A 22,284-nucleotide genomic window follows, 5' to 3' on the forward strand; every position below is an offset into this window, starting at 1 on the left:
CGCGTGGTGACCGACTAGCTGATGACCGGCGCGCTGACCGAGGTGCTGTCGGCGAGACCCGCGGCGACGACCGCGTACGCGCCGACGGCCAGGGTCAGACCGGCCAGCGCACGCGCGCGGGCGCCGGTCTTCGTCTTGCGGGACAGCGCCATCTCCCCGGCGGGGTGGTCGCCGTCCTGGTCCTCGCTCCAGGTGGTGACCTCGTCGTGGTTGGCGTCGCTCATCGGGGGTTCTCCTCGCGGGTGTAGGGATCGTGCAGGGATTCGAGCAGGAGTGCGGAGGGGACCTGCTCGGCGAAACCGAGGCGGAGCAAGCCGTATCCGATTCCCGAGAGCCCGGTGAGCAGACCGGCCGAGGGCACGCCCCCGGGGGTTCCGCATCGCGCTCCGTACTGGTCCAGCGCGCCGAGGACGAGTCCGGCGCGCCGGGTCAGCATGGCCGGTGCCAGACCGTGCCCGCGTTCCGCGAGGACGGTCAGGGCTTCGACCACGCCCAGCTCACCGTGGCACAGGCTCAGGTCTCGCAGTGGCTCGTGCACCGCCAAGGCGTTCAGACACCGGTCGAGGTGCAGGGTGTACGCGTCGACCGGTTGGTCAGGGTGGGCCGAGTGCGCGAGTACCGCGCCGGACAACCCGGAACACCAACTGTGATCCGCTTCGGCCACGTCGAGCAGACGTTGCCGCAGCGCGTGGTCGGCGCGCAGGTTCGCGCGACCGGCCACGCCGTGACGCCGGTCGCCGCCGGTGCGCGCGTAGCGCAGCAGCGCCCAGCCGACGCCCGCACGACCGCGGGCGAAACCGTCGCCGCCGGGGGAGGCGGTCAACAGCCGGTCGGCGTAGGCGCGGGCCAGCGTCCGGGCGGCGGGCAGGCCGCTCTCCGCCCGCACCGCCAGCATCGCGGCCAGTCCGCCCGCCCAACCCTCCACCAGGTTGGCCGGGTCCTCGCCGATCGTCTCCACGGCGGCGGCGATGTCCACCGCGGTCCGCAGCCAGCCGCGGATCTCCGCGTCGTCCAGCAGGTTCGCCAGCCGGGCCAACGCGTAGCAGATGCCGCCCATGCCGTGGAACGCGCCGCTGCCCACGGCGACGGCCAACTCGGCGTCCTCGGCGAACGCCGCCAGCAGGCCGGGTATCGGGGCGAGCGCTTCGCGGGCGTAGTCGGTGTAGCGGGCCGCGCCGGTGAGCTTGCCCAACTGCGCCAGGAACAACGCCACGCCGGTGTAGCCGTTGGACAGTCCCGCGCCCATCGCGGCGACCGCCCAGTGTCGGTCGTCCACCAGCTCCAGGCCGACCCAGTTGACCCGGCCGTCGGCGGCGGTGGCGTGCGCGAGCACCTCGTCGGCGATACCGCACGCGGCCACCAGCAGGCGTTGCGGGTCCGGGACGCCCGCCTCCAGCGGCGCGGTCACGCCCCGGCCGGTGCGGTGGTCCACCGGGCGCGGCCGGCTCGCCAGGCCGGCGCTGATCAGCCACTGCTGGTCGTGCTTGTCCACCTCGTCCAGCGCCGCGATCTTGGCCGCGACCGCGTCCAGACCGGATACCGGCAGCAGGTCGGGCAGGCGTTCGCCGGTGGACGTCCAGACATCGCGGCTGCCGGGCCGGGTGGTGAACAGCGGCACGTCACCCGCCCACAGGTCGCTCATCTCGTGCGGCACCAGCGCGCGCAGCACGTCCTCGTCCGGCGACTCGTCCCACAGCAGGTCCAGCGCGTCCTGGCGGGCCGCCGCGCCGCGCAGCGCGTCCGGGTGCGTCGACTCGTCCAGCAACGTCGCGTACAGCTGGGTCATCCGCGGCACGAACCGCACCGGCAGGTCGGCGAACCCGGCCAGAATCCCGTCCGACCGCGGTCCGTCCGGGCCGAGCAGTTCGGCGCGGTGGTCGTACAGCGCGTCGTAGCCGACCCGGAACCCGGCCAGCAGCGCGCCCTGGTAGTCGGCGGGCTCGGCTTCCCGGCCGTCCACCACGGGGCGGTTGTGCGCTGGCGGCATCGGCGCGGGCTTGCGCACCAGCCGCATCCGGTCGGTGCCGGGGTGCAGCCACGCCACGCCGTCGGCCGGCAACCGGTCGCCGTGGTCGCCGCCCATGCCGCCGATGTCCAGCGCGCCGTGCTCGCCCAGCAGCACGCGCGGCAGCACGGCGGTGCGGTGCACGGACCGGGCCAGTGCCTTGACCGCCGGGTCCTCCGGGATGCCGACCGTCGGGTGGAACAACGTCTCCACGTCGATCAGCACCGGCTGGTCGCCCGCCGCGATCAGGTTCTCGTAGTGCATGTCCGTGCCGTCCACCGCGTACAGCAGCGCGATCAGCGCGCCCAACCGGTGGTAGAACCGGCCGACCTCGGTGACGTCCGCGCACGGTGCGTGCTCCACGAACTCCAGCCACCCGTGGCCGGGCCGGGTGATCGCGCGCGGTAACCGCAGGCCGAGACCGGTGTGCCCGTCGAACCACGTCAGCAGGTCGTCGAACGCCCGGTGCAGCGCCACCGGCCGCGGCTTGTAGACGACCCGGCGGCCGTCGGCGAACGTCAGCACGGCCACCGAACGGCCGCGCGCGTGCAGGTCGCCCCGAGCGGACTCCACGTGCGCCAACGGGCCGGGGTCGCGGCCGTCGAGCAGGACCCGCACGATCTCCGGCCGGTCGAGCGCGAACCGGTCCAGCAGTTCGCGCTGCGCCTCGACCGCGTGCAGGCACGCCTGGCCGAGCAGCCGGGCCAGCACCGGGTAGCGGCCGAACAGCGTGGGCAGGTCGACGTGCCGGACGAAGTCGGCGAACCGCTCCTGCGGTGTGTCGCCGGCGAGCCGCCCGCCGACCCGTTCCAGGTTCAGCTCCAGCACGAGGGTGCGGGCCGCGATCCGGGCCAGCCGCTTGCCCAGCGCGCGGGCGAAATCGGCGTCCAGCCGGGGGTCGCGGTCCACCGCCGCGCACACCAGCGGCCGCAGGACGGACGCGAACGCCTCGTCCCAGCTGCCGTCGGTGAAGTCAGCATGGGCCGCGGTCGCGGTGGCGCGTTCCACGAACGCGGCCCATGAGGGCCGTCCACGGGGGACGACCAGCTCCCGGGGTTTCCCGCGCACACCGCTGAGCCACCAGGTGGCTGGTTGCCGGTCTACGGCGGACGGGAACACGCCGCACAACGTGTCACGGGCGCGCCGTGCCGCACATGGGGGTCGTGCCCCCAGATTTGCGGACCGGACGGGCGCGGGACCGCACATGTGCGGTGTTGAATTGCGCCGCCTCCGGCGTCGCGGGCGAGGTGGGCACCATGGCAGTGACACCGAAGTGCCCGGCCCCGTGCAGGCGGGACCGGGCACACCCCTCGGTCGGTCAGAAGGTCAGGTTCCAGACGTCGATGTAGCCGGTGTCGCCCGAGTACGCGTCCTGGACCCTCAGCGTCCACGTGCCGTTCGCGACCTCGGTGGAGGCGTTCACGGTGTAGGTGGCGACCACGTTGTCCGCGGAGTCGCCCGACGACGAGTTCTTCAGCCGGTACGCCGACCCGTCCGGGGCGACCAGGTCGATGACCAGGTCACCGCGGTAGGTGTGCTTGATGTCGACGCCGACCTTCAGCGTGGACGGCGCGTTGCCGGTCCGGCCCGTCACGGCGATCGGGGACGTCACCGTGCCCAGGTCCGTGATCCGCACGTCCGTCGCGTTCTGGAACGTGCCGGTGGGCGGCGGGGTGGTGCCGCCGCCGGCCGCGGTGACGGTCTTCGCCGCGTCCGCCAGCCCCGCGCCGCAGCCGCCGGTGCAGGTGCCGGCGAGCGGTCGGGCGTTGTTCTTGATCAGCGTCTCGATCTGCGCCGGGGTCAGGCTCGCGTTGGCCTGCGCCAGCAGCGCGGCCAGGCCGGCGATGTGCGGCGCGGCCATGCTGGTGCCCTGGTACGGCGCGTAGCTCTCGGCGCCCGGCGTGGTGGCGCCCGCGTTCACCGTGGAGAGGATGCCGTTCTGCGGCGTGGTGATCGTGCCCGGCGTGTCGGTGCCGCGCCGGGTCTCGCCGCCCGGTGCGGTGATGTCGACCTTGGTGCCGTAGTTCGAGTAGTACGCTCGGTTGCCCTCACGGCTGCTCGCCGCGACCGCGATCACGTTGTTGCAGCTCGCCGGGGTGAAGCCGGAGATGTCGGCGTTGGAGTTGCCCGCCGCCACGACGACTGCCGTGCCGCGGCCGACGGCCGAGTTGATCGCGTTCTGGTAGGTCGAGGAGCAGGCGGACTGGCCGCCCAGGCTCATGTTGATGACCTTGGCCGGGGTGGCGTTGGCCGGTACACCGGACACCGTGCCGCCCGAGGCCCACACGATGGCGTCGGCGATGTCCGAGGTGCTGCCGCCGCACTGGGCGAGCACCCGGATCGGCTGGATCTTCGCGTCGGCGGCGATGCCCGCGATGCCCTTGCCGTTGTTGGTGGACGCGCCGATGGTGCCCGCCACGTGCGTGCCGTGCCAGCTGGAGTTGCGGTCCTGCGGCGGCACCGGGTTGCCCGCCGAGTCCGTGCCGCAGTCGCCGGTCTTCATCCAGTCGCCGTTGTCGGCAGGGTTCGAGTCACGGCCGTTGCCGTCACGCGCCCGTGCCGCGTCGGTGACGAAGTCGTAGCCCGCCACGACCTTGCTCGCCAGGTCGGAGTGCGCGACGTAGCCGGTGTCGATGACCGCGACGGTGACGCCCTGGCCGGTGGCCCTGTCCCACGCGGCGGGCACGTTCATGCCCGCGGTGGCCTCGAACAGGTCCCACTGCTTGGCGTAGTCGGTGTCGTTCGGGTCCGCCAGCGGCTGCATCATCAGGTCCGGCTCGACGTAGGCCACGTCGGGGTCGGCCTTGAACTCCTCGATGGTCCGGGCCGCGGCCGTGCCGTCGACCGTGCCGCCGAGGTCGACCACGGCGGCGCCGGTACCGAGGCGGCGCTGGAGGTTGAGGTCCCGGCCCACCTTGTCGCCCTTGGCCTTCGCGTCCCGCGCGGCGGCGGTGTCGGACTGCGCCTCGGTGGCGGTGGACTTGTAGCCGACGATCAGCCGCTCGTACGGGCGGGCATCACCAGATTGGGCGGCCAGCGCCGAGGGGTCGGCGCCGGGAGACGCCGCGGGCGCGGCGGACGCCGTCGTCGTCACGCCGGACAGCAGCGTGACCGAGACGGCAGCCGCGCACAGCGCGGAGCGTCGCAATCCGTTCACGGGGGTTGGTTCCTTCCGAATACAGGGACTTCGCCTGCCGTCGAGGGAGTCAGGGATCTGAAAACGGCTGCGAAGTGCGTGCAAGATAGGCACGAGGTCGGGCGTCGGCCCAGATGCGGAACGTGGCAGTTTCGCGTCACTGACGTGTTCTCGTCACCGCGTTGGACCGAACGGCCCAGGGGTGGGTGGGTTGTCCGGCGCATCGGGGAGAATGCGGCCGTGTTCGAACACCTGGGTGTCTCCGCCGAACAGGCGCGTGTGTACGAGCGTCTGGTCCGCACGGGCTCGTGCACGGCGGAGGAGGCCGGGACCCGACCGGAGCTGCTGGAGGACCTGGTCCGCCTGGGTGTGGTGCGGCGCCTCGCCGACGACGTGTGGCAGGCCGTGCAGCCGGATCTGGCGGTGGAGATGCTGATCGCCGCGCGCGAGGACGGGCACCTGCGGGCGCGGGCGGACGCGGCCGCGCTGATGGAGGTCTACCTGCGCAACCGCGCCGAGCAGCACCACGACACGTCGATGGTCGAGGTGGTCAACGGCGCCGGTCAGGTGCGGGACGTGTGGCAGGCGCTGCTGGCCGGCGCGCGGACCGAGGTGTGCGTGCTCGACCAGCCGCCGTACATCACGCCGGTGGAGGAGCACACCGCGATGGAGCTCGACACCCGGCGGCGGCACGTGCGGTGGCGCGTCATCTACGACCGGTCGAGCGTGGAGCTGCCCGGTCGGGCGGCCGAGATCGCGGAACTGGTCGCGTCGGGGGAGCGGGCCAGGGTGACGCCGACGCTGCCGTTCAAGCTGGCCGTGGTGGACGCGCGGGTGGCCGTGCTGCCGGTGGCCGTGCGCGGGGTGGTCTTGCCCGGGGTGGTCTTGCCCAGGGTGGTGGACCAGGTGCTGCTGATCCGGCCGTCACCGCTGCTGGACGTGCTGGTGTCGATGTTCGACCTGTACTGGGACAACGCGATCCCGTTCAGCCCGGGTGCCTCCGGTGGCGAGGTCGACACGCAGTTGGTGGCGCTGCTCGCAGCGGGGCTGACGGACGAGAGCATCGCCCGGCAACTGGGACTGGGGCCGCGCACCGTGCAGCGGCGGGTGCGACAGCTGATGGACCGGTCCGGCGCCCAGACCCGGTTCCAGGCAGGCGTGCAAGCCGTGCGCCGGGGCTGGCTGTGACATGGCCGCTGCTCCGCAGACGGCGTCTAGGTCGCCCGGACGCGACCTAGACGTCGCAATTCTCGGCTTGCGCGGCGGCGTCGCGGAACTCTTCGGGTAGCGACACCACCGTCATCTTCTCCACGGCCTCTTGCATCACCGTGACGGCCTCGGTCATGTCCTGGATGACGGTGGAGAACACGTCGGTGGTCAGCTCCGGCGCGTCGTCCACGGTCGACTTGGCCGAGACGAACTTGTCCCGTGCCCTGGTCAGCGGTTCGGTGATGATCTCGACCGCGGTGTCGGCGGCGGGGGTCGGCGCGGGCGTCAGCTCGTCCAGGTCGTGCAGGACGACGTTGAGCACGTCCACCACGCGGCCGAGGTTGTCGCTCACGGACTTCTTCGCCGCCGCCGGGTCGGTCTGGTTCTGGTCGAACGTCACCCCGCCCGAGGCGATCATGTAGTCCGCCACGGCGCAGAAGTTGTTCATCCAGCGCACGACCTCGGGCTTCGCCGACGCGGCCGACGACGTCGGCCCCGGCATCGGCCTGCCCGCGACCGGCGCCGCGCAGCCGGTCAGCCCGACCAGCGCCACCGCCGCCACCACCCACCGCTTCACAGGGGATTTGTACCTCGTGGTCACTCGATAGTGGGGCCGAACATGACAACCAGCGGAATCCTCCGCCACGATTGCCGCCTCATGGCCGTCTCACTCGATGTCTCAGGCGGGATACCGGTCATCCGGATCGACGCGCCCTCGGACACCCTCCTGCACGACGTGCGCGCGCTGCTGCCCGAGGTGGTCGACGCCCGTGCCGTCGTACTCCACGTCGGACGCGGTCTGTGCGCGACCGACATCAAGGGGCTCGTGCGGAAGTCGGCGGCGCAGTGCGAGGCGCTGGCGGCGTCGTTGCGGGACGTGCGCGACGAGTTGGCGAACCTGCCGGTGCCGGTGGTCGCGGCGATCGGCGGCAGCGCGTCCGGTGCGGCGGCGGAGCTGGCGATGGCGTGCGACCTGCGGGTACTGGCCGCCGACGGCGGTCTCGGCCGGGTGGTGACCGGTGGCCGGGTGCTGGTGGCGCGCCGGGTGACCGCCGACGAGGCGTTGCGCACGGGGCTCGTGGACCGGGTCGTGCCGTCGTCCGCCGTGTTGTGCGCCGCGGTCGAACTCGCAAACGAGTGCAGGTCAACACGAGCGGAACGCAAGTCCTGCCGTTCGATGTCGTGAAGTCGCACAGTTTCGTTGCCTGGATCAGGCCGGCCCGTACGCCCGGGTCGCCAGGTTGCACTCCAGCCGGCTGAGCACCCTCAGGGTCTCGGCCTGCTGGTCGTCGTCCATGTCGCCGACCGTGTCCACTTCCAGTTCCTGCCACATGCGTTCGACCTCGTGGCGCAGGGCCTGGCTGGCGGGGGTCGGCTCGACGATCGTCGCGCGGCCGTCGGTCGGGTCGGGGGAGCGGCGCACGAAGCCCGCGCGTTCCAGCCGCTGCACGGTCCTGGTCATGGTCGGGGAGTCCGCGCCCAGCACGGTGCACAGGTCGGTCTGCCGCTGCGGGCCGCAGTCCCAGAGGTGCATCATCACCAGCTCCTGGCCGGGATGCAGACCTGCCTGCCTGAGCAGCTGACCGGCGACGAGGCGGTGCAATCGGGCGATGCGGAAGATGGCATGGCTGATCCGGCCGTTCTCGGCGACCTGGGGAACCGGGATTGACGTGCGCCTTTGTCCGGTCTGTGGCATAGGTCCAGGTTACCCGCGGTGGATCGTGAGCGCTGTCACGTCTGACGAAGTCGGAAATAAATCCACCACACTTAGCTGTTCGAGCAGGTAACCGCATACCTGGAGGACTACAGCGATGAGCACCGCGTTCCAGCCGTTCACCCTGGCCGGCACCGAGCTGCCCAACCGGATCGTCATGGCGCCGATGACCCGCAGCCGGGCCTACGACACCGTGCCCACGCAGACGATGGCGGAGTACTACGCGCAGCGGGCGAGTGCCGGGCTGATCATCACCGAGGGCATCCAGCCGTCCGTGGTCGGCCAGGGCTACACGTTCACCCCGGGCCTGCACAGCGACGAGCAGGTCGAGGGCTGGCGCGGCGTGACGGACGCGGTGCACGCGGCGGGCGGGCGGATCTTCGCGCAGATCATGCACAGCGGCCGGATCGGCCACCCGAGCCTGCTGCCCGACGACCTGCACCCGGTGAGCGCGTCCCCGGTGCGTGCGGAGGGCAAGGTGTTCACCGGCACCGAGATGCTCGACCTGGTCACGCCGGTCGAGCTGTCCCCGGCGGACATCGAGGCCACCATCGCCGACTTCGCCACCGCCGCGCGCAACGCGGTCGAGGCCGGGTTCGACGGGGTCGAGCTGCACGGGGCCAACGGCTACCTGCTGCACCAGTTCCTGGCCGACAACACCAACCTGCGCACCGACGAGTGGGGCGGCTCGGTGGACAACCGCATCCGGTTCGTGGTCGAGGTCGTCCGCGCGGTGTCCGAGGCGATCGGCGCGCACCGCGTCGGCCTGCGGATCTCCCCGGCCAACCAGTACAACGACATCGCCGAGGAATCCCACCACGAGCTGTACCCGACGCTGGTCGACGCGATCAACCCGATCGGCTTGGCCTACCTGCACATCGCCGAGGCCGACGAACGGGCGTTGACGCTGAAGCTGCGCGAGCGCTTCTCCGGCCCCCTGATCCTCAACCCGTTCACCCCCGACGGCACCACCGGCCCGGAGCACCTGGAGCTGATCGACAACGGCACCGCCGACGCGCTGAGCTTCGGCGCCCTGTTCCTGGCCAACCCGGACCTGCCCGTCCGGCTGGCCCAGGGCGGCCCGTTCAACGCCCCGGACCAGTCGTCCTTCTTCGGCGGCACCGAGAAGGGGTACACCGACTACCCGGCCCTGGCCACCGCCTCCGCCTGATCTCACCCGCGGCCCGCACCCGACCACCCGGTCGGGTGCGGGCCGCCGTGCGTTCCGCACGCCACGTGACCGCGTGGTCGAATGCGTTTCGCGGGGTCACTCGGCACTGTCGTGATCAGCGACGGCGTCGACCCGGTGACGGTCCTGCTCGGATCACCACCGCTGCTCGGCACGGTGTTCGGTCTCGTGGTGGCCTCGCTGTGGCTCGCGGGCGCCCGGCGGGCGCCCGGTCGCGTGGCGCCGACCTCGGACGGGGGTGAGAGCGGCTTCGGTCGCGGCTTCGCCACTGGTGTGCTCCTCGTGTGCACCCCTGGCGTCCCGCTGCTGCTGGCGACCTCGGTCAACGGCATCGACGACCACCGCGACCTGGCCCGCGCCTGGGCGTCGGGAGGCGTCCTGCTCGCCCTGTCGGTGGTCGCGGGCGTGGCGGTGGGACTGCACGAACTGCTGGTGAAGCGCTCGGACCGGACCGGGCGAGCGAGCCCGGAGGAGTTCCTGAGGCGAGATCGGCGGTCCGCGCTGGCGGCCGCCGTGGTCACCTCGCTCGTGGTCGCCATGTGCAGTGTCCTGGCGGCCACGCTCGCTGCCACCCTGGGGGGTCACGTCGGTGAGCGCATCGCGATCTCCCAGGGGTTCCCGACGGTCGCGCACCCTTTGCTGCCGCCGTTGTCCACGCACATGCCCTGGACCCTCACCGCCGAAACCTGCCGTTGCTGGTCGCGGTCAGCCTGGTGCTCGCGGTGCTGTTCGGCGTGGCGGTGCTCAGCACCCGGGCGTGGACCCGCTTCGGGGTAGCCCGCCTGGTCCTCGCCCTGGCGGGACGGCTGCCGCTGCGGACCGTCGCCTTCCTGGCCGGAGCCAACGCGTGTCGATCAGCCTCGACCGTGAGGACTCCTGGATCAGACCTGTCTCCAATGGGGCCTACCTGAACATCGGAGCCCGTCGCGTCGATCTCGCCGAGTTGGCTGCGGAGTACGGGAAGAAGGCATCCGAAGCGTGGCTCCGCCGCGATCGCTCGCTGCCGGTGGACGCCCTGATCGACGGCGTCAGCGCGGAGGAGTGCGCCACGATCGCCGAGGATGGCGACCGGCCGTCCATAAGGGCGGTCTACGACATCCGGGGAACCCGTCCCACGGTCGAGGAGATCAACCGCATCGCCGACTGCGGCGGTGCGCTCGGTGTGCTCGTCGACGAGACAGCGGCGGCGGAGCTCGGCCCTCGGAAGGACGAATTGCCGGTCTCGGTCGACGTGGCGTTCCTGCGGGACCTCTCCGCGAGCATCGAACCCGACTGCGCGACGGCGATCGGTGCGGACAGCGACCGAGAAACCCTGGCGACCTGCGTGTCGGCCCTGGCCGCGGCGGAGAATTTCCGGATGGGCATCGTGAGCGTGCGCAACCCTTGAGCCCACCGGCGCAGGTGCGCGGTAATGGGTGATCGGCGTGACAACGGGCGTCCGAGCGGGTCGATTCGGGCAGGACTCCGCCCGTTCCTGTGTGTTCGGTCAGGCAAAGCGGGCAGAACTCGGGCATTGTTCACCTGGGTGTGGCGGTGGCCACACTGTTTCCCCGGTGTTACACCTTATGCGCGGCCCGAACGGGCAGTGACGGTCCGAGCGGGCAGGAGGCGATATGCGGGCGGACGAACGCAAGCGCCGCATCCTGGCCCGCGCCCGGGCCGACGGCCGGGTCGACGTCGCCGAGATCGCGGCCGAACTGGAGGTCGCGCAGGAGACCGTGCGCCGCGACCTGCGCCTGCTGGACGAGCACGGCCTGGTCCGCCGCACGCACGGTGGCGCGTTCCCGGTGGAGAGCGCCGGGTACGAGACCGGGCTGAAGTTCCGGTCCGCGTCGATGGTGCCGGAGAAGCGGCGGATCGCCCGCGTCGCCGCGGACCGGCTCGGCGACGCGGAGACGGTGTTCATCGACGAGGGCTACACACCCCAGCTCGTCGCCGAGTCCCTGCCCACCGGCAGGCCGTTGACGGTGATCACCGCATCGCTGCCGACCGCCGCGGTGCTGTCCGAAGTCCCTTCCGCGACCGTGCTGCTGCTCGGTGGGCGGGTCCGCGGCCGCACACTCGCGACCGTGGACCACTGGGCCACCCGCATGCTGTCGGACATGGTGATCGACCTCGCCTACATCGGGGCGAACGGTATCTCCCGCGAGCACGGCCTCACCACGCCCGACCCGGCGGTGGGCGCGGTCAAGGCGCAGGCCTTGGCCTCGGCCCGGCGGCGGATCTTCGTCGGCGTGCACACCAAGTTCGGCGTGGCGAGCTTCCACCGGTTCGGTGACATCGCCGACCTGGAGGCGGTCGTCACCGACTCCGCGTTACCCGCCGGCGAGGCACACCGCTACTCGCTGCTCGGGCCGAAAGTCGTCCGGACCTAAACCAACCCCCGATCCCCAGCCCTAGACCCCAGCGCACCAGGGGTCTGGTTCCGCTCGCCCTAAGGAAGGCAAGACGATGAAGTCATTCCGGTATGGCGGCCTGGCGGCCGCGGTGCTCCTGGCGACGACCGCGTGCGCCGGCGCGGGCGGCGGGGGCGGCGGATCGGCCGACTCGATCAACGTCCTCATGGTGAACAACCCGCAGATGCAGGACCTGCAGAAGCTCACCGCGGACAACTTCACCAAGGACACCGGCATCACGGTCAACTTCACCGTCCTGCCCGAGAACGACGTCCGCGACAAGATCAGCCAGGACTTCTCCAGCCAGGCCGGCCAGTACGACGTGGCCACGATCAGCAACTACGAGACGCCGATCTACGCCAAGAACGGCTGGCTCACCCCGATGGACGACTTCTTCGCCAAGGACACCGGCTTCGACCAGGACGACATCCTGGAGCCGATCCGCGCGTCGCTGACCGCCGCCGACGGCAAGGTGTACGCCGAGCCGTTCTACGGCGAGTCGTCGTTCCTCATGTACCGCAAGGACGTGCTGGACGCCAAGGGCCTCACCATGCCGGACAAGCCGACGTGGCAGCAGGTCGCCGACATCGCCGCCCAGGTCGACGGCGCGCAGCCCGGTATGAAGGGCATCTGCCTGCGCGGCCAGCCCGGCTGGGGCCAGCTCATGGCGCCGCTGACGACCGTGGTCAACACCTTCGGCGGCACGTGGTTCACCAAGGACTGGCAGGCGCAGGTCAACGCGCCGGAGTTCAAGGAGGCCACGAAGTTCTACGTCGACCTGGTCCGCGCGCACGGTGAGGCGGGCGCGCCGCAGGCCGGGTTCGCCGAGTGCCTGAACAACATGACCCAGGGCAAGGTCGCCATGTGGTACGACGCCACGGTCGCCGCGGGTCTGCTGGAGGCCGACGACTCTCCGGTGAAGGGCAAGCTGGGCTTCGCCCAGGCGCCGACGGTGAAGACCGAGAGCTCGGCGTGGCTCTACACCTGGGCGTTCGGCATCCAGAAGGCCAGCAAGAAGGCCGACAACGCGTGGAAGTTCGTGTCCTGGGCGTCCGGCAAGGGCTACGAGGAACTGGTCGGCAAGAACCTGGGCTGGTCCAACGTGCCGGACGGCAAGCGTTCGTCGACCTACCAGCGGCCCGAGTACCTGGCGGCGGGCAGCTCGTTCGCCAAGCAGGCGGAGGCGGCCATCGCGGGCGCCAAGCCGACCGACCCCGGCGTGCAGGAACGGCCGGTGAGCGGCATCCAGTTCGTCGGCATACCCGAGTTCACCGACCTGGGCACACAGGTGTCGCAGAAGATCAGCGCTGCCATCGCCGGAGCGACCACGGTGGACGCCGCGCTGGACGAGAGCCAGGCGTTGGCCGAGGCGGTCGCGAAGAAGTACCGGGGGAACTGATGAGCAACCCCACCCCCATCGGGAGGACCCGGTGACCGCCGTGCGGGAGGCCGTGGCGCGGGCCGAGCCCAAGCCCCCGGCGCGGACGGGGCAGGTGAAGGCGGCGGCGCGCTGGGTACGGCGGGCCCCGCTCCTGCCCGCCCTGATCTTCACGATCGTGGTCACCCAGCTGCCGTTCGTGGCCACGCTGGTGATCTCGCTGATGCGGTGGAATTCCCTCGATCCGACGAACCGCGGTTTCGCCGGTGTGGACAACTACACCGCCGTGTTCACCGATCCGGACCTGCGTTCGGCCATCGGCACGACCGTGCTGCTCACCGTGACCGTCGTGTTCGTCAGCCTGGTCCTCGGACTCGTGCTGGCGCTGTTGCTGGACCGCAAGTTCGCCGGACGCGGCCTGGTGCGCACGATGCTCATCGCGCCGTTCCTGGTGGTGCCGGTCGCCGCCGCGCTGCTGTGGAAGCACGCGCTCTACAACCCGGAATACGGCCTGCTCAACGGTGTGCTGACGTGGCTGTTCGGCGCCGACGCGCCGCAGCCGGAGTGGATCAGCGGGATGCCGCTGATCGCGGTCGAGGCGTCGCTGGTGTGGCAGTGGACGCCGTTCATGATGCTGATCCTGTTGGCGGGCCTGCAAAGCCGCCCGCAGGACGCGGTCGAGGCCGCGCGCATCGACGGCGCCACGGCGTGGCAGGTGTTCCGCTACCTGACGCTGCCGCACCTGCGGCAGTACCTGGAGCTGGGCGCGCTGCTCGGGTCGATCTACATCGTGCAGAACTTCGACGCCGTCTTCACCATCACGTCCGGCGGCCTGGGCACGGCGAACCTGCCTTACACGATCTACCAGACGTTCTACCAGGCGCACGACTACGGCCAGGCGTCGGCGGCGGGCGTGGTCGTGGTGGTCGGGTCGATCGTCATCGCCACGTTCGCGTTGCGCGTGGTGTCGTCGCTGCTGCGCGAGGAGGTGCGGGGATGAGCGAGCTTGCGAGCGAATCGTTCAACACAGTGCCCTGTGCTCTTGCCACGCCGAGCGCTAGCGAGGTGTGCGCATGAGCGAGCTTGCGAGCGAATCGTTCAACACAGTGCCCTGTGCTCTTGCCACGCCGAGCGCTAGCGAGGTGTGCGCATGAGCAGGATTCTGGGTGTGGCCGCGTGGTTCGCCGGCCTGCTGTTCTTCGCGCCGGTGGCGTGGATGGTGCTCACCTCGCTGCACAGCGAGCCGGACGCGGCGACGAACCCGCCGTCGTTGGCCGCGCCCGTCACGTTCGACAGCTACGCCGAGTTCTTCGACTCCGAACCGTGGCCGCCGCTGATCAACTCGCTGAGCGCGTCCGTCGGCTCGACGGTGCTGGTGCTGCTGCTGGCGATCCCGGCGGCGTACGCGCTCTCGATCAAGAAGGTCGAGAAGTGGTCGGACGTGCTGTTCTTCTTCCTGTCCACCAAGATGCTGCCGGTCGTCGCCGGTCTGCTGCCGATCTACCTGGTCGCGCAGTACACCGGGATGCTGGACAACATCTCGTTCCTGGTCGTGCTCTACACGTCGATGAACCTGCCGATCGCGGTGTGGCTGATGCGGTCGTTCCTGGCCGAGGTGCCGGGGGAGATCCTGGAGGCCGCCGCGCTGGACGGCGCGGGCCTGGTCACCACGCTGCGCCGGGTGGTCGCGCCGGTCGCCATGCCCGGTATCGCGGCGACGTCGTTGATCTGCTTCATCTTCAGCTGGAACGAGCTGCTGTTCGCCCGCGTGCTGACCGGTGTGGTGGCGGGCACCGCGCCGGTCTACCTCACCGGGTTCGTCACCAGCCAGGGGTTGTTCCTGGCCAAGGTGTGCGCCGCCGCCGTGGTGGTGTCGCTGCCGGTGCTCGTCGCCGGGTTCGCCGCCCAGGACAAGCTGGTCCAGGGCCTCTCGCTGGGAGCCGTGAAGTGAAAGCAGCCGTGATCACCGGGGTCGGCGCGGTGGAGGTGGCCGAGGTGCCGGACCCGACGCCCGGCCCGCGCCAGGTCGTCGTGGACGTCGCGGCGTGCGGGCTGTGCGGCACCGACCTGCACATCCTGCAAGGCGAGTTCGCGCCCACCCTGCCGGTGGTGCCCGGCCACGAGTTCGCGGGCGTGATCGTCGAGATCGGGTCGGACGTCACCGAGGTCGTGGTGGGCGACCGGGTCGCGGTGGACCCGTCGCTGTACTGCCACGAGTGCCGGATGTGCCGGTCGGGGCGCAACAACCTGTGCGAGCGGTGGGCGGCGATCGGCGTCACGACCGGGGGCGGTGCGGCCGAGTACGCGCTGGCCCCGGTGGCGAACTGCGTGAAGCTGCCCGACCACGTGCGCACCGAGGACGCCGCGCTGATCGAGCCGCTGTCGTGCGCGGTGCGCGGTTACGACGTGCTGCGCTCGCAGATGGCCAGCCGGGTGCTGATCTACGGCTCGGGCACGATGGGCCTGATGATGCTGCAGCTCGGCAAGCTCACCGGCGCGTCGTCCATCGAGGTGGTCGACCTCAACCCGGAGCGCCTGGCCACGGCCGAACTGCTGGGCGTCACGGGCACCGCGACATCGGCCGACGAGCTGGACCGGCCGGGGGGTTGGGACGTCGTCATCGACGCCACCGGCAACGAGAAGGCCATCCAGGACGGGCTCGGTCGGGTCGCGAAGGGCGGCACGTTCCTCCAGTTCGGCGTCTCCGACTACGCGGCGCGGGTCACCATCGACCCGTACCGCATCTACAACCAGGAGATCACCATCACCGGTTCGATGGCGGTGCTGCACTCGTTCGAACGGGCGGCGGACCTGTTCGCCACCGGTGTGCTCGACCCCGAGGTGTTCATCAGCGACCGCCTGCCGCTGGTGGACTACGCCTCCGCCCTGGCCCGGTTCCAGGCGGGACAGGGGCGCAAGATCCAGGTGCTGCCCTAGCCGGTACAGGGCTCGGCCCCGGTCACTCCACTGTGGAGGAGTGCCGGGGCCGAGTCGTGTGCCGTACTGGTCGCCGTACTAGTTGTTGGCCGCCCGCCGACGCAGGACGATCAGCAGGGCCGCGCCACCGCCGAGCAGGACGACGCCGATCACCAACGGGATCGCGATGCTCGCGCCCGTGTCGGCCAGGCCACCCGTGTCGGCCACCGGCACGATCGCGGGCGCCGTCGTGGTGGTCGTCGTCGTGCTGGTGGGCGACTCCGACGTGGTCGTCTCCGAGGTCGGAGTGGTCGACTCGGTCGTGGTGGTCGTCGTCGCGTCCGTGGTGGTGGTCGTGGTGGTGGTGGTCGTCGTCGTGCTGGAGGTCGTGGGGGCCACCACGCACGCCTCGACGGTCTTCGTCTCCTTGAAGGAGAACTGGTTGCCGTCGTGCGCGGTCACCTCGACGACGAATTCACGCTTGACGTCGCCGGTGGCGGAGTAGCTGCCCTCGAAGCTCGCGCCGAAGTCCTTGTTCTCCACCTCCTTGTCGTCGACCGTGACCTTGATGTGGTTCGCCTTGCCGTTGTAGCTCTGGGCGTAGGCCACGAGCTTGACGGTGAGGCTGGCCGTGCCATCCGCGCACTTCGCGGTCAGCGTGGGGGTGTGCGCCGAGGCCGGAAATGCCATGACCAACGTGGTCGTCGCGATGGCCGCGGCAACTCCGATGGTCGCGCCGACGACGCGTGCGAGCTGCATGAGGTACTCCTGAGGGAAGGGCAGAGGAGAAACGCGCTCACCTTAACCGGGGGCAATTAAACACCCGAATGGGGTAGTGATGATCACTTTATGTGAGGAAAGACGGTCATTTTCCGCGCCCTAGCCCTGGATCCGGCGTCGCAGCACGATGAGCACGACGATGCCGCCGGCAAGGAGCAGCACGCCGAGTACCAAGGGGACGATCACGTCCGCGCCGGTGTCCGGCAGATCGCTGTCGCTGGCGGCGGGCACCACGACCGCCTTCGGCCGCGTGGTGGGCCAGTCGAACGTCAACGGCGTCGTGGTCGTGGTCGTGGTCTCCGCGGTGGTCGTGGTCGTCGCTTCGGGCGTGGTGGTTACGACAACCGGCGCCACGGTGGTGGTTTCCACCGGCTTCACGGGTTTCGTCGCCACCGGCTTCGTCTCGGGCGGAACGGGCGGGGCGGGGGGTGCGGGCGGGGCGGGCGGTGCCACGCACGGCTGGACGGTGAACGTCTTGGTGAACGACCAGCCCCGCGGGGGGTAACCGCCCGGCGGGTAACCGCCCGGCGACGGGTAACCGCCCGGGTAGGAGTACGCGTACGGGTACGGGTACCGGTAGGCGTACGGGTACGCGTGCTGGTAGGAGGAGGCAGAGGGGTCGTCCCACGCGTAGACGGTCACCGTGAACACGTGCTGCGTGGTTCCCGCGCTGCGGTAGGTCTTCGTGTACGAGTCGCGGAATTCCTTGCTCGCGATCGGCTGACCGTTGTCGTGGACCTTGAGCCAGTTGGACTGCCTGCCGTCGTAGCGGGTCAGGGCGACGGTGAGTCTGGCCTCGTCGCCGACGCACTCGGCCTTGATCGCCGCGGTGTGCGCGGAGGCCGGGACGGCGGCCATCAGGCTCAGTGACGCGACGGCCGCCGCGACGCAAAGGGGAGCCCGTACGGCCCGTGCGAACTGCATGGTTACTCCTGTGAACGGCGGTGGCGCGGCGGGGTAGCGCACCCCCCTATACGGAAACCGCCGTTGACCTGTTCACACCGAACCTTGGTCAATTCGGGTGACATCACCGCTTGTCAACCACCTACTCACAGTGGTTTCAGCACGTGGATACCCCTGTTCGCACCACGGCGAAGTAGCTACGTTTCGCCCGTCCGATGGCTCCGCACCATCCCTGAAGGACTCCACATGAGCGTGTCCGCACACCCACGCCTGCGTGCCCCCGACCAACCCGTGCCGAAGATCGTGCCCGCCCGCCACCCGTGGCGGTGGGTCGGCATCGTCGTCGTGCTCGTCCTGGTGGCCCAGTTCGTCAACGGCCTGGTCACCAACCCCGGCTGGGACTGGGCCACGTTCGCCCGGTTCTTCACCGCGAAGTCGGTGCTCGACGCGGTCGTGGTGACACTGGAGCTGACGCTCTACGGCACCGTCATCGGTTTCGCGCTCGGCATGCCGAAGTCCGGGATCAACCCACCGGGCCTGCCGAAGTCCTGACGTCCACCAGGCGCTCTGTCGGTGGTGCGGGCTACCGTCCGGGCGTGGCGACGACATGGGGACTGACGATCGATTGCGCGCACCCCGGTGCGTTGGCGAAGTTCTGGGCGCCGGCGCTCGGCTACGCCGAACAGGCCGTACCGACCGGGTTCGACAGCTGGGAGGACTGGCTGCGCCACCACGGCGTGCCCGAGGACGAGTGGGACGACGGCGCCTACCTGTCCGACCCGGCCGGCCAGGGTCCGACCCTGTCGTTCCTGAAGGTCCCCGAGGGCAAGGTCGGCAAGAACCGGCTGCACATCGACATCAAGGTCGGCGGCGGTCGGCAGAACTCGTGGGAGATCCGCTGGCCGCGGATCACCGAGGCGATGGACCGGCTCACGGCGGCCGGCGCGACCTTGATCCGGATCGACCACCACGACGGCCATCCCGACCACGCGGTCATGGCCGATCCGGAGGGCAACGAGTTCTGCCTGGTCTAGGCGTCCCACCGGTCGGCGTCGGCCATCAGGCCGATCATGCCCGAGACCAACCGCAGCTGGTCGACGTCGCGGATGTCGGCTTCCACCAACCGTGGAGAGCACACGACGACGGCTACGGCCTGCGCGCGTGACAACGCGACGTTGAGCCGGTTGCGGGACAGGAGGAAGTCCAGGCCGCGGGGGAGGTCGACAGCGGCCGACGACGTCATCGTGGTGATCACGACGGGTGCTTCCTGGCCCTGGAAACGGTCGACGGTGCCGACTCGCACGTGTTCGTAGCCGTGCTTCTCCAGTTCGCGCCGGACCAGGCGTACCTGGAGGTTGTACGGCGCCACCACCAGGATGTCCGAGTCGTCCAACGCCCGCGCGTCCGGCCCGTCCGTCCACATGCGACCCATCAGCGAGCGCACCACGCCCACCACCGCCAACGCCTCCTCGATCGACGAGGTGGTGTTGTGCGAGTGGGCCACCGAGTGCACGTACACGCCCGACGGCACGCCGGCGATCCCTCGAAGAGCCGCACTGGGGTGGGCGTGCAGCAGTCCCGCGTACGACAGGTTCGACACCGGCTCGCACACCGCCGGGTGCATGCGCCGGGTCTGGTCCAGGAAGTAGCCGAGGGAAGCGGGGATGACGTCGGCGTCACCGATCAGGTGACCCAACGCCGACGCCTCCGCGCCCGCCGGGTGCGTGCCCTGCACGACCTGCGGCAACTGCTGGGGGTCGCCGAGCAGTACCAGGTTCCGCGCGCACGTCGACACGGCCAGCGCGTCGGCCAAAGCGAACTGCCCGGCCTCGTCCACGATCAGCACGTCGAACGGCTGCTCCCGCAACGCCGTGTTGGCGAACGTCCACGCCGTGCCGCCGACCAGGTGCCCGCCGCCCTGGTCGTTGCGCCAGCGCACCAGCGCCGGGTTGTCGCGCGGCTGCTCCCACGCGCAGTCCTTCGCGGGCGCGCCCTTCGCGCGCTTCGCCGTCGGGATCGGCACGCCCAGCTCACGACCGGCCGCCAACGCCGCGCTCAGCACGTTCTCCACCGCCTTGTGGCTGGTGGACGTCACGCCGACGCTGCGCCCGCCGCGGATCAGGTGCGCGATCAGCCGGCCCGCCAGGTACGTCTTGCCCGCGCCCGGCGGCCCCTGCACAGCCAGCGTGGAGCCGTCCAACGCGTCCACCGCCGCGATCACGTCCGTGATCGTGTCGTCGCTGTGCGGCAGCGAACCGGTCTTCAGACGCGGCGGCGTGCGGCGGATCAGGTCGATGCCGGGGTGCGGGGGCAACTGCGGCAACTCGTCCACGACCGACCGCGCCAGGTCGTACACCGCCTCGTCCTTGGGCGTGGGCCGGACCGGGCTGCCCGGCAGCACCGCGACGGGCTGCTCACCGTGCACCTCGTCCGGCGCGACGCTCTCCAGCAGCACCATGTCCTCGGCCGACTCGCCGAGTACCACCGCGTCCCGGGTCACGTTCGGCGTACCGGGGTAGAGCAGCCGGATCTGGTCGCCCTTCGCGAACGGGTGCGGCCGGTCCGGGTCGCACCACACCCGCACCTCGCGTTTGGCCTTGCGGACCCGCCCGGACGGCATCGCCCAGTCCTGCGCCCGCACCGACACCGGCACCGCGCACTTGCTGTCCGACTCCAGTTCCGACAACGGCGCCGCCATCTGCCGGAAGAAGTCCCACCACGCCGGGTTCGTCTCACGCCGGTGGTAGCCGACGGCGGCGGCCAGCAGCGCCCGCGCCCGCTCGTCGTCGGTCGCCTCCGCCGGGTTGTCCGGCAGGCCCTCCAACAGCGGGTCCACCACGGCGGCCAGGCGTTCGGCCCTTTCGGCACGGCGCTGGGCGGCGAGTTCGTCCTCGATCTCCTCGGTGAACGACGGCTCGGCCACGTGCGGCTCGATGCCCGCCTCCGTGCGGATCTCCAGCAGGAACCGGTACAGCCCCAGCGTGGACACGCAGTCGTAGGTGTTGTAGTCGGCGATGCCGGTGAGCACGTCCTCGGCGCGCGCCGGGTCGACGTTGCGCAGCGCCAGGAACTCCTCGTACGCCTCGATGCTGGAGACGGCGTTCGTCACCTCGCCCGCGCGGGCGGCGGGCATGTAGAGCGGTTCCAGGTACTTGATCGAGTACGACCGCTGGGACACGCGCAGCGCCTTGCGCACGACGGCGTAGAGGTCGACCAACGCGCCGGAGCGCAGCAGGTGGTCGACGGCGTCCTCACGCGTGCCGTGCAGGGCGGCGAGCCTCTTGAGCGCGTTCACCTCGTACGGGGCGTAGTGGTAGACGTGCGCTTCCGGGTGTTCTTCCAGGTTCTGCGTGGCGAAGTCGACGAACCGTTCGAACGCGGCCTTCTCCTGCGGGCGGGTGTGCGCCCAGAACGGGGTGAACTTCTCGGTGGCGTCGACCACGCCGAACAGGTACTCCAGGCCCTCGCCGTTGAGGGCGAACGGATCGCCCTCCATGTCGAAGAACAGGTCACCGGGGCTGGGGACGGGGAGTGTGGCCAGCGTTTCCGGTGCGACGACCTCGTAGGCGACCTTGCCGATCGGGTCGTCGTCGGTGCGCGAATCGTCCTGGATGACCTGGAGCGCGGCCTGGGCGCGCAGGCCGGTGAACGTGGCCGCGGACATCGTGGCGGGACGGTCGGTGCGGGTGGCGTTGGCGAGGGCGTCGATGGTGCCGAGGCCGGCGGCGGCGAGCTTGCGCCGCTGGTCGGTGCGGATGCCGGCGACCAGGGACAGGTCGCGGTCGCGTTCCCGGCCGGTGGCGCAGTGCCGGCTGAACCGGCAGGTGGCGCAGGCGGGGCGTTCGTCGTCCCAGAGCCGTTCGGGGAGGGAGGCCGGTGTGGTGAGGCGGTCGCGGAGGCGGGTCTGGAGGTCGCGGACCAGCGGGAGGAAGTCGGCGACCTGGAACGTCTTGGTGGTGCCGTCGCCGAGCAGGAGGTGCATGGCGGGGCCGGCGTGGTGTGCCAGCGCGTTGGCGTAGGCGGTGAGCTGGACGACGGCGGCCGGGGTGGCGTGCCGGGCGAGTTTGGCGTCGTGCGGCTCGTAGCCGCGGTCGGTGGCGACCAGGAAGTCGGCGCGGCCCTGGAAGCCGTCGGCGTAGAAGACGGCCTGGTAGATGACCGGCGCGCGGGCCGCGATGGCCGCTGCGGTCTGGGCGGCGGCTTCGGTGAGCGCTTCGTGCGTCGGGGCGGGCTGCGGGATCTCGACCACGTCGTGCTCGGCGCGGAACCGGGCCAGGACGGCTTGCTCGTGCGCGAGGCCGTGCCGGGCGGCCAGGAGGTTCTGCTGGGGGTCGGGCGTCGGTGCGTCGGGCAGCCCCACGGCCAGCGCCAGCGTCAGCCGGCTGCGGTGCTCGCACTCCAACAGGTCGACCAGATCCGCCGGGGAGTGCACCAGATGGCCGTCGGCGGTGAGCATGGCGGGCAGTATCGCGGCCCGACCCGCCAACCCCTCGGATCACCCCCGGCGAGTCGCCGGACTGCGTCCCCCGCCACTCCCACCAGACCTGAGCGTTCAACTCGCCCATTCCGAACGTTGGACACGCCCATTCCGAACGTTGGACACGCGCGTTCTGGACGTTGGACACGCGTGTTCTGGGTGTTGGACACGCGGGTGTGTC

The 22,284-nt window shown here is 70.8% G+C and carries 20 protein-coding genes; 12 read left to right on the forward strand and 8 right to left on the reverse strand.

All coding sequences use genetic code 11. The annotated features are described in order from the left end of the window. Positions 1-14 precede the first annotated feature (14 nt). From ALI22I_RS17130 to ALI22I_RS17140, 3 genes are all read right to left on the reverse strand, one after another. Entirely contained in the window at positions 15-224 is a 210-nt protein-coding gene (locus ALI22I_RS17130) for a hypothetical protein (protein ID WP_077006495.1), read from the reverse strand. Beyond that, complete coding sequence (locus ALI22I_RS17135; protein WP_077006496.1) at positions 221-3,124, reverse strand: type 2 lanthipeptide synthetase LanM family protein; 2,904 nt, start codon at positions 3,122-3,124, stop codon at positions 221-223. Before ALI22I_RS17135 ends, ALI22I_RS17130 begins: the two co-directional genes overlap by 4 nt. A 199-nt stretch (positions 3,125-3,323) precedes the next feature. Beyond that, the gene (locus ALI22I_RS17140; RefSeq protein WP_202970995.1) at positions 3,324-5,162 is read right to left on the reverse strand and encodes a S8 family peptidase; all 1,839 of its coding nucleotides are present in this window, start codon (positions 5,160-5,162) and stop codon (positions 3,324-3,326) included. Between the two features lie 219 nt (positions 5,163-5,381). On the opposite strand from ALI22I_RS17140, the gene ALI22I_RS17145 reads away from it, so the two are divergent. Continuing rightward, positions 5,382-6,329 carry a helix-turn-helix domain-containing protein gene (locus ALI22I_RS17145; RefSeq protein ID WP_077006497.1) on the forward strand — a complete coding sequence of 316 codons (948 nt, stop codon included), beginning with the start codon at positions 5,382-5,384 and terminating at the stop codon, positions 6,327-6,329. Between the two features lie 46 nt (positions 6,330-6,375). Here the strand turns inward: ALI22I_RS17145 and ALI22I_RS17150 are convergent, their stop codons facing one another. After that, positions 6,376-6,927, reverse strand: a complete 552-nt coding sequence (locus tag ALI22I_RS17150; protein ID WP_077006498.1) for a hypothetical protein — start codon at positions 6,925-6,927, stop codon at positions 6,376-6,378. Between the two features lie 81 nt (positions 6,928-7,008). Between ALI22I_RS17150 and ALI22I_RS17155 the strand changes: the two genes are divergently transcribed. Continuing rightward, the gene (locus ALI22I_RS17155) at positions 7,009-7,536 is read left to right on the forward strand and encodes an enoyl-CoA hydratase/isomerase family protein (protein ID WP_077006499.1); all 528 of its coding nucleotides are present in this window, start codon (positions 7,009-7,011) and stop codon (positions 7,534-7,536) included. A 24-nt stretch (positions 7,537-7,560) separates the two neighbouring features. On the opposite strand, the gene ALI22I_RS17160 is transcribed toward ALI22I_RS17155, so the two are convergent. Then, on the reverse strand, positions 7,561-8,046 hold the full coding sequence (locus ALI22I_RS17160; RefSeq protein ID WP_077006500.1) for a MarR family winged helix-turn-helix transcriptional regulator: 486 nt from the start codon (positions 8,044-8,046) through the stop codon (positions 7,561-7,563). 115 nt (positions 8,047-8,161) lie between these two features. Between ALI22I_RS17160 and ALI22I_RS17165 the strand changes: the two genes are divergently transcribed. The 8 genes from ALI22I_RS17165 to ALI22I_RS17200 all read left to right on the forward strand — a co-directional run bounded on the left by ALI22I_RS17165 (position 8,162) and on the right by ALI22I_RS17200 (position 15,964). Next, positions 8,162-9,235, forward strand: coding sequence for an alkene reductase (locus ALI22I_RS17165; protein WP_077006501.1), 1,074 nt, complete (start codon positions 8,162-8,164; stop codon positions 9,233-9,235). A gap of 81 nt (positions 9,236-9,316) precedes the next feature. Next, positions 9,317-10,030 carry a hypothetical protein gene (locus tag ALI22I_RS17170; protein ID WP_077006502.1) on the forward strand — a complete coding sequence of 238 codons (714 nt, stop codon included), beginning with the start codon at positions 9,317-9,319 and terminating at the stop codon, positions 10,028-10,030. Between the two features lie 70 nt (positions 10,031-10,100). Next, positions 10,101-10,640, forward strand: a complete 540-nt coding sequence (locus ALI22I_RS17175) for a hypothetical protein (protein ID WP_077006503.1) — start codon at positions 10,101-10,103, stop codon at positions 10,638-10,640. Between the two features lie 226 nt (positions 10,641-10,866). Then, positions 10,867-11,628, forward strand: a complete 762-nt coding sequence (locus tag ALI22I_RS17180) for a DeoR/GlpR family DNA-binding transcription regulator (RefSeq protein WP_077006504.1) — start codon at positions 10,867-10,869, stop codon at positions 11,626-11,628. A 76-nt stretch (positions 11,629-11,704) separates the two neighbouring features. Beyond that, positions 11,705-13,048 (forward strand): ABC transporter substrate-binding protein, encoded by a 1,344-nt coding sequence (locus ALI22I_RS17185; RefSeq protein ID WP_077006505.1) that lies wholly within the window; start codon positions 11,705-11,707, stop codon positions 13,046-13,048. 40 nt (positions 13,049-13,088) lie between these two features. Further along, positions 13,089-14,027: a carbohydrate ABC transporter permease gene (locus ALI22I_RS17190; protein WP_443216945.1), complete on the forward strand. Its 939-nt coding sequence runs from the start codon at positions 13,089-13,091 to the stop codon at positions 14,025-14,027. A gap of 150 nt (positions 14,028-14,177) precedes the next feature. After that, on the forward strand, positions 14,178-14,978 hold the full coding sequence (locus ALI22I_RS17195; RefSeq protein WP_077006506.1) for a carbohydrate ABC transporter permease: 801 nt from the start codon (positions 14,178-14,180) through the stop codon (positions 14,976-14,978). Further along, the gene (locus ALI22I_RS17200) at positions 14,975-15,964 is read left to right on the forward strand and encodes a zinc-dependent alcohol dehydrogenase family protein (protein WP_077006507.1); all 990 of its coding nucleotides are present in this window, start codon (positions 14,975-14,977) and stop codon (positions 15,962-15,964) included. Before ALI22I_RS17195 ends, ALI22I_RS17200 begins: the two co-directional genes overlap by 4 nt. Positions 15,965-16,042: 78 nt before the next feature. Here the strand turns inward: ALI22I_RS17200 and ALI22I_RS50910 are convergent, their stop codons facing one another. Together ALI22I_RS50910 and ALI22I_RS17210 are read right to left on the reverse strand one after the other, a co-directional pair. Continuing rightward, positions 16,043-16,702, reverse strand: a complete 660-nt coding sequence (locus tag ALI22I_RS50910; protein ID WP_077006508.1) for a hypothetical protein — start codon at positions 16,700-16,702, stop codon at positions 16,043-16,045. A gap of 120 nt (positions 16,703-16,822) precedes the next feature. Further along, the gene (locus ALI22I_RS17210) at positions 16,823-17,647 is read right to left on the reverse strand and encodes an LPXTG cell wall anchor domain-containing protein (RefSeq protein ID WP_077006509.1); all 825 of its coding nucleotides are present in this window, start codon (positions 17,645-17,647) and stop codon (positions 16,823-16,825) included. Between the two features lie 225 nt (positions 17,648-17,872). On the opposite strand from ALI22I_RS17210, the gene ALI22I_RS17215 reads away from it, so the two are divergent. Continuing rightward, positions 17,873-18,178, forward strand: coding sequence for a hypothetical protein (locus tag ALI22I_RS17215; RefSeq protein ID WP_202970996.1), 306 nt, complete (start codon positions 17,873-17,875; stop codon positions 18,176-18,178). Between the two features lie 44 nt (positions 18,179-18,222). Next, positions 18,223-18,660: a VOC family protein gene (locus tag ALI22I_RS17220; protein ID WP_077006510.1), complete on the forward strand. Its 438-nt coding sequence runs from the start codon at positions 18,223-18,225 to the stop codon at positions 18,658-18,660. Here the strand turns inward: ALI22I_RS17220 and ALI22I_RS17225 are convergent. After that, a complete protein-coding gene (locus tag ALI22I_RS17225) occupies positions 18,657-22,082 on the reverse strand; it encodes a TM0106 family RecB-like putative nuclease (RefSeq protein WP_143532248.1) in 3,426 nt (1,141 codons plus the stop codon). The genes ALI22I_RS17220 and ALI22I_RS17225 overlap by 4 nt on opposite strands. Positions 22,083-22,284 lie beyond the last annotated feature (202 nt).

This window comes from Saccharothrix sp. ALI-22-I (assembly GCF_001984175.1).
Classification (GTDB): Bacteria; Actinomycetota; Actinomycetes; order Mycobacteriales; family Pseudonocardiaceae; genus Actinosynnema.

Coding starts and splice junctions, on each gene's coding strand:
- ALI22I_RS17160 (WP_077006500.1), bottom strand. CDS start 8,046: ATGCCACAGACCGGACAAAGGCGCACGTCAATCCCGGTTCCCCAGGTC.
- ALI22I_RS50910 (WP_077006508.1), bottom strand. CDS start 16,702: ATGCAGCTCGCACGCGTCGTCGGCGCGACCATCGGAGTTGCCGCGGCC.
- ALI22I_RS17130 (WP_077006495.1), bottom strand. CDS start 224: ATGAGCGACGCCAACCACGACGAGGTCACCACCTGGAGCGAGGACCAG.
- ALI22I_RS17195 (WP_077006506.1), top strand. CDS start 14,178: ATGAGCAGGATTCTGGGTGTGGCCGCGTGGTTCGCCGGCCTGCTGTTC.
- ALI22I_RS17185 (WP_077006505.1), top strand. CDS start 11,705: ATGAAGTCATTCCGGTATGGCGGCCTGGCGGCCGCGGTGCTCCTGGCG.
- ALI22I_RS17225 (WP_143532248.1), bottom strand. CDS start 22,082: ATGCTCACCGCCGACGGCCATCTGGTGCACTCCCCGGCGGATCTGGTC.
- ALI22I_RS17215 (WP_202970996.1), top strand. CDS start 17,873: ATGAGCGTGTCCGCACACCCACGCCTGCGTGCCCCCGACCAACCCGTG.
- ALI22I_RS17210 (WP_077006509.1), bottom strand. CDS start 17,647: ATGCAGTTCGCACGGGCCGTACGGGCTCCCCTTTGCGTCGCGGCGGCC.
- ALI22I_RS17165 (WP_077006501.1), top strand. CDS start 8,162: ATGAGCACCGCGTTCCAGCCGTTCACCCTGGCCGGCACCGAGCTGCCC.
- ALI22I_RS17180 (WP_077006504.1), top strand. CDS start 10,867: ATGCGGGCGGACGAACGCAAGCGCCGCATCCTGGCCCGCGCCCGGGCC.
- ALI22I_RS17155 (WP_077006499.1), top strand. CDS start 7,009: ATGGCCGTCTCACTCGATGTCTCAGGCGGGATACCGGTCATCCGGATC.
- ALI22I_RS17170 (WP_077006502.1), top strand. CDS start 9,317: ATGCGTTTCGCGGGGTCACTCGGCACTGTCGTGATCAGCGACGGCGTC.